Consider the following 10551-nt stretch of genomic DNA (forward strand, 5'->3'; position numbering starts at 1 on the left):
TATCGGCGGCCGCTCTCGGTCTCGGCGCCCTGATCGGGGCGGCCGCGATGGGCCTGACGGCGCCCCGCGGAAGTGAAAGTGCCGAGATGCTTGGGCAGCTGCGTCAGCAGGTCGAGGCGATTCGGACGGAGTCCGAGCGCCAGACCGAGCGGCTGGGCAAGAGCCTAGCCCAAATCCAAGACAATGCCGACGCCGCGCGCTCGGAAGCCAAGACGCGCAACGCGAGCCTCGCCGAGCGCCTCGGCCGCGCCGAGCAATCGCTCGGGACCAAAATCACCGTCATGGGCGACCGTCTCGAACAGGCGGAGAAAGAACAGACCGGACGGTTGGCGAGCCTGACGGCCCAGGTGGAAAAGCGAGTTGTCGCGCCGACACCGGCCGCTCCTGCGCCCCAGGCTAGCAAGACGACGCTCGAGCCGACGGAGACCGGTACGATCCCCGAAAAGCCGAAACCCGCACCGAACGAAAATTGGGCCGTGCGGGAAGTCTATGACGGGATTGCCGTACTGGAGGACCGAAAGCACCGACTGGTCGAGGTCGGCTTGGGCGATACCGTCCCGGGTGCCGGACGGATCGAAACCATCGAGCGCAGGGGCAAGGCCTGGGTCGTCGTGACCAAGCAGGGGACGATCACCCCCCAGGCTTGGTAGCCATCGAGGGGCTTAAGAGCCCTGTGTCTCGATCTCGGCTTCGGCGGAGCGGACCGGAAAACGCGGCTCGATCGTCATCGGATCGACGATCATTCCGCCACGCGACGCCCGGTTGCGGCCATGGGTCAGAGCCCTGGTCTGGGCCTCCGCCGACGGATGCAGGATAGCCGCCAGGAAGGCGAAGCCCTCATAGTCGGAGTCGAGATTCTTGGCTTCGAACACAGGCATGGTGGCCACCGGACCCAAGGCCCTATGAGGCCCCCGATCGGGGCGTCAGAGCCTGTCATTGGCAGATAACGGGGATATCGGCAATCCGTTCCGAAACCCTGCGGTTATTTACCGTCCATTTATGTTTGCACCGCGCTGCCGATGAATGCAGTGCGGGATCGCACCTGATTACAGTGTTCGAGGAGGTCGATAGAGGTTTGCGGGAACGCCCGGAACGCCGGCCTCGACCGCGAACAGATGCCCCGCCATCGGGTCGAGGGAGGGGTCGCGATCACGTGCCCCTGTGGTGATGAAGAGCGTCGTCATGTCGGCGCCTCCGAAGGCGCATTTCGTCACCAGTGCTGTCGGGACCGGCAGCACACGCTCGATGCGTCCCTGCGGATCGAAGCGGGTGATCCGTGATCCGCCGTAGTGGCAGACCCAGAGACAACCTTCGGCATCCACCGTCAGTCCATCCGGCTTGCCCCAACCAGGTTCGAACTGTGCGAAAGGGCATGCCAGTCCGACCGAGCCGGCGCGAAGGTTGTGGACACGGATCAGCCCCTCGGTCGTGTCCGCCGTGAAGATCCGGGTGCCGTCCGGCGCCATCTCGGGCCCGTTCGACACCGTGACCGGCCCGCCGAAGGATTGAAGCCGCCCCGCGTGCCAGCGGTGGAAGTTTCCCTTCGGCGCGCTCTCGGCATCCTCCATCGTGCTGAAGTAGAGGGCGCCGTCCGGGCCGATCTGTCCGCTGTTGAGTCGCACGCCCGGCGCATCCGCGTCGGCGCCCACGAGCGCCTCGCGCCGACCGGTGTTCAGGTTCAGCAGCGCTGCGCCGGACTGGAAGCCCGCCACCACCGTGTCGGGGTCGTCTGTGAGAAGCGCGAAACCGATCTTTTCCGCCTGTGGAAACGTCTCGGTGGTGCCGCTCGCCGCATGCAGGCGCCAGATCGTAGGGGCCTCGACATCGACCCAGGTCAGGGTTCCGAAGCGTGCATCCCAGGTCGCCTCCTCCCCGAGCGTGCATCCGCAGGCGACGGCGACGCGGGGCGTGTGCGGATGGACGGTGACGGACATCGCGTCTGACTCCCGGTCAAGCAAGGCGGCGTTGAAGGGCACATTCGGGTGCGGGCGGTGTGTCATCGCCGGGATCTCAGGCGACGTCCTCGCGCAGGAGCTCGGTGTTGGCGGCAAACGCCGCCATGGCGCCCTCGGCGGCGGCGACGACGGCGAACTGGACCCTGCGGGACGCATCGCCCGCCACGAACAGACCCGGCACGTTGGTGGTCTCGTACTCGCCGGTGGGAACGGTCCCCTTGCTGCTGAGATCGCAGCCGAGCTGGGTGATGAGATCGGAGGGATCGCACGGCATCGGCATCAGGAAGACGGCGTGGCAGGGGCACGTGCTGCCATCCGCGAAGACGAGCCGCTCCGGCTGCCGTCCGTCGCCTTCGAGGCGCTGGATCGCCGTCTCGACGACCGCGATCCCGTGGCGCTCAAGGCGCTGCCGGTCGTGGTCGGTGAACGCGGTCGCGTGAGCGTCGGTGCAGAGGGTGACGTCGCGGCTCCACACGGTCAGTTCGAGGGCCATGCCCTTCGCCGATTGTCCGTGCGCATAGGCGACAAGGGGCCGGTCCCGGTTCTCGTAGCCGTCGCAATAGGGACAGGAATGGACGCCGTGGCCCCAATACGCCTCGAAGCCCTCGACCGAGGGGAGCGCCTGGTGCAGGCCGGTTGCGAGGATGAGTTTTCGCGCGGTCTCACGGCTGCCGTCGGCGAGCGCGACCTCGAAGGCCGACCCCTGGCGTTCCGCCCTGACCACCGCCACTTCGCGGCGCTCCACCGTCGCGTAGCGCTCGAGGTCTGCCTGGGCGCGCGCCCGCATCTCGAAGGGCGGAGTGCCGTCCCGGGTGAAGACACCCCAAGTCCGGGGCGAGACCGCATTGCGCGGCGTACCCGCATCGCAGAGGAGGACGTCGCGCCGGCAGCGACCGAGGATGAGGGCCGCGTTGAGCCCGGCCGGGCCGCCACCCACGATGATGACGTCGCGCATTCGTGTCGCTCCCGGACGAGGTCTGTCGCCTCGTTAACGGTCGCGCCACCGGCGATGTTCGTGCGCTTAGGCGCCGGACATGAAAAAGGGCGCTCGCGCGCCCTCGTTCGACGTCGGTCCCGCGTACCGCTTCAGGCGGCGGTCGGTGCCTTCACGGGAATGCCCTTCTCCGATAGGAACTGGTACAGTTCGCCGGACTGGAACATCTCGCGGGTGATGTCGCAGCCGCCGACGAACTCGCCCTTCACGTAGATCTGGGGAATCGTCGGCCAGTTCGAGAAAGCCTTGATGCCGTCGCGGATCGCCATGTCGTCGAGGACGTTCACGCCCTTGAACGGCACTTCGAGGTAATTCAGAATCTGCACGACCTGTCCCGAGAAGCCGCACATCGGGAATTGCGGCGTGCCCTTCATGAACACGACCACGTCCTGCGACTTGATCTCGTTCTCGATCGTGGTGTTGGCGTCGGTCATGGTATCTATCCTCGTTGAAGGCTTGATCTAGTGATGGTCGGCCGGCATTTCCAAGGCTGCGGCGAGGCGTTCGAGCGCCCAGTCCATATCGAAGGTCTTGGACACGAGTTTTTCGGGCTCGAACGGCACCCCGTCGACGAGCCGATCGCCGAATAGCTGGAGCGACACGTCGGCATTCGCCTTTGCCGTCGCCCATAGATCCTGCCATTCGATCCGCTGGCGCATCGAGCGCTTGTAGTTTCGGCGCGCCGTCGGATGATAGGCGACCACGTCGACCCGCCAGGATCGCGTCGACTGAGCGGCGGGTGCCGAGAGGATTTCAGGACATGCACGAGGACGAGAATGAGCGCGTTCTCGACACCCTGGGTCTGGGATCGACCCAGACTCTCGATCTCATCGGCGATATTCTCCCAGTCGAGGGCGTTGGACAGCTCGGGCCGTGACGCGAGCGCGCGAACCCCAGCCGCCTGCTGCTCGGCCCAGGTCACGATGTCGTTGTCGTAGAGGCTCGGCTGTTCCATGTGGTCCGACCCGGGAGACCCCTCGATCTTGAAGGACGCCGCCTTAATCCTGGGGGACGCCCGTGGTCAGCGCAAGAGCGTGGAGGACGCCCCCCATGCGCCCCTGGAGCGCGCCATAGACCATCTGGTGCTGGGCGACCCGGGTCTTCCCCTTGAAAGCCTCGGACAGGACGGTGGCGGCGTAGTGGTCGCCGTCTCCGGCCAGATCCTTGATCTCGATCCGGGCGTCGGGCAGCGCCTCGCGGATCATCGCCTCGATCTCACGCGCATCCATCGGCATGGGGTTATCTCCTGACGATCGGGAAAGAGGTTCAGGCGGGAATGCCGGCCGGCTGACTCGCCATGTAGGCCGGCAGCCAACCCTCGTGCGCGTCCCGCAGATCAGCCACCGCGATGCTCTCGCCGCGCGGCAGCGTCAGACGGTCGGTGCCGGTGACTCCGATGACGCCCGCCGGAATGCCCTGCGCCGACGCACTGTAGAGGAGATCGGCCACGGTCTCGGGGTCGACGGCCAGCAGGTAGCGCGCCTGATCCTCACCGAAGAGGTAGGCATGGGCAGCCAAGCCCTCCGGTACCGCCGGCAGGGCCGCGCCACGGCCGCCTGCCAACGCCATCTCGGCGAGCGCCACCGCGAGGCCGCCGTCGGACAGATCGTGGACCGTGTCGACGAGGCCGGCGGTGATCAGCCCACGCACGAAGTCGCCGTTGCGACGTTCGACGGCGAGATCGACCGGGGGCGGCGCACCCTCCTCACGCCCGGCGATGACCGAGAGATAGACGGACTGTCCGAGCCAGCCCGCGGTCTCGCCGACCAGGACGAGGACGTCGCCCTCGCGCTTCAGGTCGATCGTGGCGTAACGCGTGACATCGTCGAGGACGCCGACGCCGCCGATCGTCGGGGTTGGCAGGATGCCGACACCGTTGGTCTCGTTGTAGAGCGAGACGTTGCCGGAGACGACCGGGAAATCGAGGGCGAGGCACGCCTCGCCGATGCCCTTCAGGCAGCCGACGAGCTGGCCCATCACCTCCGGCTTCTCGGGGTTGCCGAAGTTCAGGTTGTCGGTGATGGCGAGCGGGCGGGCGCCCACTGCCGTGATGTTGCGCCAGGCTTCGGCGACGGCCTGCTTGCCGCCCTCGACCGGATCGGCCTCGCAGTAGCGCGGCGTCACGTCGGCGGTCATGGCGAGGCCGCGCGGGCCGTCCTCGACACGCACGATCGCGGCGTCTCCGCCGGGCTTCTGCACGGTGTTGCCGCCGATGAAATGATCGTACTGCTCGTAGACCCAGCGCTTCGAGGACAGGTCCGGCGAGCCGACGAGGCGCTTCAAGGCTTCGGCGCTGCCGACCGTCTCGGGCACGTCCGCGGCGGCAATGATCGGCTGGTGGGTGTTGGCGATGTGCGGCCGGTCGTAGAGCGGGGCCTCGTCGCCGAGCTCCTTGATCGGCAGGTCGGCCATGACGACGCCGTCGTGCTTCACGACGAAGCGGAGCGTATCCGTGGTGTGCCCGATGATCGCGAAATCGAGGCCCCACTTGACGAAAATGGCCTCGGCCTCGGCTTCCATGCCGGGCTTCAGGACCATGAGCATGCGCTCCTGGCTCTCGGAGAGCATCATCTCGTAGGCGCTCATACCCATCTCACGGGCCGGCACCTTCTCGATGTGGAGTTCCACGCCGAGGTCACCCTTGGCGCCCATCTCGACGGCCGAACAGGTGAGGCCGGCAGCCCCCATGTCCTGGATCGCGATGACGGCGCCCGACGCCATCAGCTCGAGGCAGGCCTCGAGCAGCAGCTTCTCGGCGAAGGGGTCGCCGACCTGAACGGTCGGGCGCTTCGACTCGGAGGCATCGTCGAATTCGGCGGACGCCATGGTGGCGCCGTGGATGCCGTCGCGGCCGGTCTTGGAGCCGAGATAAACGATCGGATTGCCCACGCCGGTGGCGGCCGCGTAGAAAATCGCGTCGGTGCGGGCGAGGCCCACCGCCATGGCGTTGACGAGAATGTTGCCGTCGTAGCGCGGATGGAAGCCCATGGCGCCGCCCACCGTCGGCACGCCGAAGGAATTGCCGTAGCCGCCGATACCCGCGACCACCCCCGAGACGAGGTGGCGGGTGCGCGGGTGGTCGGGCGAACCGAAACGGAGCGCGTTCAGCGCCGCGATCGGCCGCGCGCCCATCGTGAACACGTCGCGCAGGATGCCGCCCACACCGGTCGTCGCGCCCTGGTAGGGCTCGATGAAGCTCGGGTGATTGTGGCTCTCCATCTTGAAGACGCAGGCGAGGCCGTCGCCGATATCGATGACGCCAGCGTTCTCGCCCGGTCCCTGGATCACCCACGGTGCCGAGGTCGGCAGGCCGCGCAGGTGCTTGCGGGAGGACTTGTAGGAGCAGTGCTCGTTCCACATGGCCGAGACGATGCCGAGCTCGGTCAGCGTCGGGTCGCGCCCGATCAGCCCGCGGAAGCGCGCGTACTCGTCCGGTGTCAGGCCGTGCTGGCGAACCAGTTCGGGGGTGATCGGAACATCGTTGCGGAACATGCGACCCCTCTTAGGCCGGGCCCGCCTCCGGGTCCGGCCGTGACGGCTCTAGAGCGGAACGGCGCGCCCTGGCAACATGCGATCGCGGATGGGTCCGCCCGCGTCGCTCTAATCCTCCGCGGAATCCTCGACGAAGCGGCCCTTCGGCTGCTCGCCGGCGTCGCGCCAGCGCCGGATCAGGACATGGATCGGCTCATGCCCGGCCACGAAGGCGATGTAGTCGAAAGCCTCCGGGTCCCGGCTCGACATGAGAAGCTGGAAATGCATGCGGAACAGGTTCCACTTGCGCCGCGCGATGATGCGCTTCTCGATCAGATCGTCGATCCGGACATGGATCGCGATCGGGCGATGGGCGAGGGGAGCCGGAAGCTTGGAGGCGCTGAGCGGATCGCGCTTGTGCACCGAGAGCCAGTCCCACTTCGCCCGCACGTCGAGCCAGCGGATCGCGTCGCAGGCGGCGACGCGGGCGAGTGCCGCGCGGGTCTCTGCGGCCAGGGGGTCCAGTGTGATCCACGGGATGACGCTGCCGATGCTCACGAAGGAGACCGGCGTGCCGCGCCGGCCGAATTCCGGATCGCGGTTCAGGATGCGGTCCAGGGCTTCGAGACCGAGGAAGCTCGAGGAGGAATGGCCGATCACGACGATCTCGGAGGCGCGTCCCTCCGACGCCCGGATGATGTCGGCGAAGCGGTCGAGGCGGGCGCGCATCCGCGTCTCGGCGCCGCTGGCGTGGTCGTGGGTGAAGGCCGCGTCGTCCACGAGGTGAGCCACGTAGAACGGCTTGCCCCGCGTCACACGCATGAGGAGCGCGAGTACCGCGTAGGCAAGGGGGGGAACGGCGAGGAAGGCCCACGGCCGGCCCGGTGCGGGCACGAGCGCCACAAGCCCGACCGCCAGGGCGAGGCTGAGAGCGATCAGGAAAAGATAGATGAGATGCACGCCGATGATGACACGCGCGAAGCGCCGGGCCTCGCGCCGGAACGGCCGGAGGTAGCCGGAGCGGAGCAGCCGCCACCAGAGCGCCGGCACCTGCCACAGGCGCCGCCCGTTCGAACGGGGAAACCGAGCCCGCACGATGTCGTCCCACCGCAGCAGGGTGTAGCGCGTGGCCTGCCCGTCGAGGGTGACGTCCCAATCGAGCGCCAAGCCGTCCGGCGTGCGCTCGGGATCGCCGACCGTGATCGTCAGGCCACGACGAACGGCGGCGAGCCGGCTCTCCCGCCGGAACAGGCCCCAATAGGTCTCCGGCTCGCGCGGGTCGAAGCCCGGCATGTAGAAGACCTGACGGGGCGGCACCGCGGTCGGCTCTGAAGACTGTTCGATGGGAGGTCCGTCCAAGTTCCGGGATCGCGCCCGTCCCTACACGATGCGCGTTCGCGAAGACGAGTGCGAAAGCGCATCAGGCCCGCCGAGGCCCCGCAGCGGCTGACTCGTGCGCGAGGAATTCGGCGATGGCCGCCACGAACCGGTCGCCATAGGCCTCGCGCTTGCGCTCTCCAACGCCGTGCACGGTTCGCAGGGCGTAGAGATCGACGGGCTTGATGCGCGCCATCTCGATCAGGGTGCGGTCGGGGAACACCATGAAGGCCGCGATGCCCTCGGAACGGGCGATGGTGGCGCGCAGGCCGCGCAGGTGCTGGAACAGGGCCTCGGTCGCAGGGTCGAGGTCGAGGCTCGCATCCTCGCGGTTCGCCCCGCGCTTGCGGTCGCGCGGCTCGGCCACCTTCGGCTCGGGGTCCGGGCGCATCTGGATGGGCTCGCGTCCGAACAGGATCGCCTCACCCTTGTCGGTGAGCGAAAGGCCCCCGAAGCCGTCGCCGTTCTCGGTCACGGCGCCCGCCGCGAAGAGCTGGCGCAGCATGGCGCGCCACGCGGCGATAGGCTTGTCGGCCCCGACCCCGAAGGTCTTGAGCGCGGCGTGCCCATTGCGGCGGATGGTGTCGGATTCCTTGCCGTGGACCACGTCGCAGACATAGGCCGCCCCGAAGCGCTGGCCGGTGCGCACGATGGCCGACAGGAGCTTCTGGGCCGGAACCGTCGCGTCGATCAGCGAGATGCCGGAGCGGCAGAGGTCGCAGCGGCCGCAGGGGTCGCTCGATTCGCCGAAATAGCCGAGCAGCGATTGCCGGCGGCAGGTGGCGCCTTCGCAGAGCCCGATCATCGCCTCGAGCTTGCGACGCTCCACCCGGCGGCGTTCGTCCGGCACGTCCTTCTCGTCGATCTGGCGCCGGCGCAGGGCCATGTCGTCGAGGCCGTAGATGGTGAGCGTATCAGCGGGCAGGCCGTCGCGTCCGGCGCGGCCGATCTCCTGGTAATAGCCCTCGACGTTCGAGGGCATGTCGGCGTGACAGACGAAGCGCACGTCGGGCTTGTTGATGCCCATACCGAAGGCGACGGTGGCGGTCATCACCACGCCGTCCTCCTGCAGGAAGGTGTCCTGGTTCCGCATGCGCGTGCCCTGGTCGAGACCGGCGTGATAGGGCAGGGCGTTGAAGCCGTCCTTGGCGAGGGTCTCGGCGAGCTGCTCCGTGCGCTTGCGCGAGGAGCAGTAGATGATCCCGCTCTCCGAGCGCCGATGCTTCAGGAAGCGCTCGATCTGCCGCGTGGGGTTGTCCTTCGGCACGAAGGTCAGGCGGATGTTCGGCCGGTCGAAGGAATGAACGAAGGCCTTGAGTTCGCGGCCCGCGGGAAACAGCCGCTCGGTGATGTCGGCCCGGGTCGCCTGATCGGCGGTCGCCGTGAGCGCCACGGTCTGGACGTTGCCCAGCGCCTCGCGGGCTCGGGCGAGATCGCGGTATTCGGGCCGGAAATCGTGGCCCCATTGCGAGACGCAATGCGCCTCGTCCACGGCGAGACGGCGGACTCCGACGCCGCGCAGGGCATCCATCAGCCCCTCCATCATCAGCCGCTCGGGCGAGACGAACAGCAGGCGCAGGTCGCCGCTGCGGATCCGGCGCCAGGTCTCGCGGGAGGTCGCCTCGGCCACCGACGAGTTGAGCGTCGCGGCGGCGACCCCGAAGCCGAGCATCTGCTGAACTTGATCATGCATCAGCGCGATCAGAGGCGAGACCACCACGGTGAGCGACGATTCCACCAAGGCTGGCAGCTGGTAGGTCATGGACTTGCCCGATCCCGTGGGCATGACCGCGAACACGTCGGTCCCATCCAGCACCGCACCGATGACCTCGTCCTGGCCCGGGCGGAAATCGTCGTAGCCGAAGGTCGTTTTCAACGCGGCGCGGGCCTCGTCGAGACGGCTGGTCATCGCATGCCTTGAGGTGGGGATTTCGGGACACGGCTTGATCGGCCGGCGTGTAGACACTGAGCTGGGTACGTCTACGCAATAGCGATCTTAATGCCTCTCAACATCCGAAGCGAGGAGGTGAATCGCCTCGCGGAGAAGGTGGCGGCCCTCGCCAACGTGAGCAAGACCGAGGCGGTGCGGATCGCGTTGGCGAACGAGGTCGAGCGCCTGGAGGGCGACGCCTCGCCACTGAGCGGCTGTGGCCGATTCAAGACGCCCTGACGGCTTATCCCGAGGCCGGCCTGAAGGCAGACAGGCGCTTCCACGACAGTCTGCACCAGGAAAAGCTGATGGACCTCGACGCCTCAGCGATCGTCGCGGTCGAGCGCTTAATGAAACAGGCCGCAGTGGCGCTCGTGCTCTTGGCGGCGCTGGAAACCCGTGAAGCGATGTCGGCCTATGCGCGCTTTGGCAAAGGCCGGGGCCATCCGGCGCAACGCAATCCCGGCGATTGTTTTTCATACGTCTGCGCCCGCCCGAACGGTGTCCCTCCGCTGTTCGTCGACAAAAACTTCTCACAAACCGATATCGCGTCGGCCCACGCGCGAATGTCTCCTGATCGCGCGCGATCACGCAGGCGCGACCCGCCCGTCGACGATCCGCACTCTGTCCGCCCGCCCTTCGAGCTCGACGAACAAAGCGGGGTCCGCCCCCGTCATCCAGACTTGCCCCGAGAGTGCTTCGAGGGCGTCGAACAAACCGGCGCGTCGGCGCGGGTCGAGATGGGCCGCGACCTCGTCGAGGAGGATCACCGGCGCGATCCCGCACATGGCCTGGACCAACTGGGCATGGGCCAGCACGAGGCC

Annotated in this window: 11 protein-coding genes and 2 pseudogenes; 2 read left to right on the forward strand and 11 right to left on the reverse strand. The window is 67.7% G+C overall.

The features are described 5' to 3' along the window. The coding region (locus tag JWQ05_RS17585; RefSeq protein ID WP_299661096.1) for a hypothetical protein at nt 1-650 on the forward strand (650 nt) is incomplete at its 5' end. A 12-nt stretch (nt 651-662) separates the two neighbouring features. Here JWQ05_RS17585 and JWQ05_RS17590 read toward each other — a convergent pair. The 10 genes and pseudogenes from JWQ05_RS17590 to recQ all read right to left on the reverse strand — a co-directional run bounded on the left by JWQ05_RS17590 (nt 663) and on the right by recQ (nt 9706). After that, nucleotides 663-878 carry a hypothetical protein gene (locus JWQ05_RS17590; protein ID WP_299661098.1) on the reverse strand — a complete coding sequence of 72 codons (216 nt, stop codon included), beginning with the start codon at nt 876-878 and terminating at the stop codon, nt 663-665. A 168-nt stretch (nt 879-1046) separates the two neighbouring features. After that, nucleotides 1047-1934, reverse strand: a complete 888-nt coding sequence (locus tag JWQ05_RS17595) for an SMP-30/gluconolactonase/LRE family protein (protein WP_299661101.1) — start codon at nt 1932-1934, stop codon at nt 1047-1049. Nucleotides 1935-2010: 76 nt separating this feature from the next. Then, entirely contained in the window at nt 2011-2910 is a 900-nt protein-coding gene (locus JWQ05_RS17600; protein WP_299661104.1) for an NAD(P)/FAD-dependent oxidoreductase, read from the reverse strand. Nucleotides 2911-3041: 131 nt separating this feature from the next. After that, a complete protein-coding gene (gene grxD / locus JWQ05_RS17605) occupies nt 3042-3383 on the reverse strand; it encodes a Grx4 family monothiol glutaredoxin (RefSeq protein ID WP_299661107.1) in 342 nt (113 codons plus the stop codon). 27 nt (nt 3384-3410) lie between these two features. Beyond that, on the reverse strand, nt 3411-3653 hold the full coding sequence (locus JWQ05_RS17610) for a hypothetical protein (RefSeq protein ID WP_299661120.1): 243 nt from the start codon (nt 3651-3653) through the stop codon (nt 3411-3413). A gap of 89 nt (nt 3654-3742) precedes the next feature. Further along, nucleotides 3743-3904 (reverse strand): annotated as a pseudogene (locus JWQ05_RS17615) (DUF29 family protein); the annotation flags it as partial. Nucleotides 3905-3947: 43 nt separating this feature from the next. After that, nucleotides 3948-4184, reverse strand: a complete 237-nt coding sequence (locus JWQ05_RS17620; RefSeq protein WP_299661110.1) for a BolA family protein — start codon at nt 4182-4184, stop codon at nt 3948-3950. Between the two features lie 31 nt (nt 4185-4215). Further along, on the reverse strand, nt 4216-6441 hold the full coding sequence (gene purL / locus JWQ05_RS17625; protein WP_299661113.1) for a phosphoribosylformylglycinamidine synthase subunit PurL: 2226 nt from the start codon (nt 6439-6441) through the stop codon (nt 4216-4218). Between the two features lie 108 nt (nt 6442-6549). After that, complete coding sequence (locus JWQ05_RS17630; protein ID WP_299661118.1) at nt 6550-7713, reverse strand: hydrolase; 1164 nt, start codon at nt 7711-7713, stop codon at nt 6550-6552. A gap of 127 nt (nt 7714-7840) precedes the next feature. Beyond that, nucleotides 7841-9706 (reverse strand): DNA helicase RecQ, encoded by a 1866-nt coding sequence (gene recQ, locus JWQ05_RS17635; RefSeq protein ID WP_299661116.1) that lies wholly within the window; start codon nt 9704-9706, stop codon nt 7841-7843. A gap of 117 nt (nt 9707-9823) precedes the next feature. Here recQ and JWQ05_RS20760 point away from each other — a divergent pair, with 117 nt between their 5' ends. Next, nucleotides 9824-9967, forward strand: coding sequence for a type II toxin-antitoxin system VapB family antitoxin (locus tag JWQ05_RS20760; RefSeq protein WP_366944618.1), 144 nt, complete (start codon nt 9824-9826; stop codon nt 9965-9967). Nucleotides 9968-10314: 347 nt separating this feature from the next. Here the strand turns inward: JWQ05_RS20760 and JWQ05_RS17645 are convergent. Further along, nucleotides 10315-10551 (reverse strand): annotated as a pseudogene (locus tag JWQ05_RS17645) (DNA replication and repair protein RecF); the annotation flags it as partial.

It is taken from the genome of Methylobacterium sp. (assembly GCF_028290105.1).
Classification (GTDB): Bacteria; Pseudomonadota; Alphaproteobacteria; order Rhizobiales; family Beijerinckiaceae; genus Methylobacterium.

Coding starts and splice junctions, on each gene's coding strand:
- JWQ05_RS17590 (WP_299661098.1), bottom strand. CDS start 878: ATGCCTGTGTTCGAAGCCAAGAATCTCGACTCCGACTATGAGGGCTTC.
- JWQ05_RS17595 (WP_299661101.1), bottom strand. CDS start 1,934: ATGTCCGTCACCGTCCATCCGCACACGCCCCGCGTCGCCGTCGCCTGC.
- JWQ05_RS17600 (WP_299661104.1), bottom strand. CDS start 2,910: ATGCGCGACGTCATCATCGTGGGTGGCGGCCCGGCCGGGCTCAACGCG.
- grxD (WP_299661107.1), bottom strand. CDS start 3,383: ATGACCGACGCCAACACCACGATCGAGAACGAGATCAAGTCGCAGGAC.
- JWQ05_RS17620 (WP_299661110.1), bottom strand. CDS start 4,184: ATGCCGATGGATGCGCGTGAGATCGAGGCGATGATCCGCGAGGCGCTG.
- purL (WP_299661113.1), bottom strand. CDS start 6,441: ATGTTCCGCAACGATGTTCCGATCACCCCCGAACTGGTTCGCCAGCAC.
- JWQ05_RS17630 (WP_299661118.1), bottom strand. CDS start 7,713: ATGCCGGGCTTCGACCCGCGCGAGCCGGAGACCTATTGGGGCCTGTTC.
- recQ (WP_299661116.1), bottom strand. CDS start 9,706: ATGACCAGCCGTCTCGACGAGGCCCGCGCCGCGTTGAAAACGACCTTC.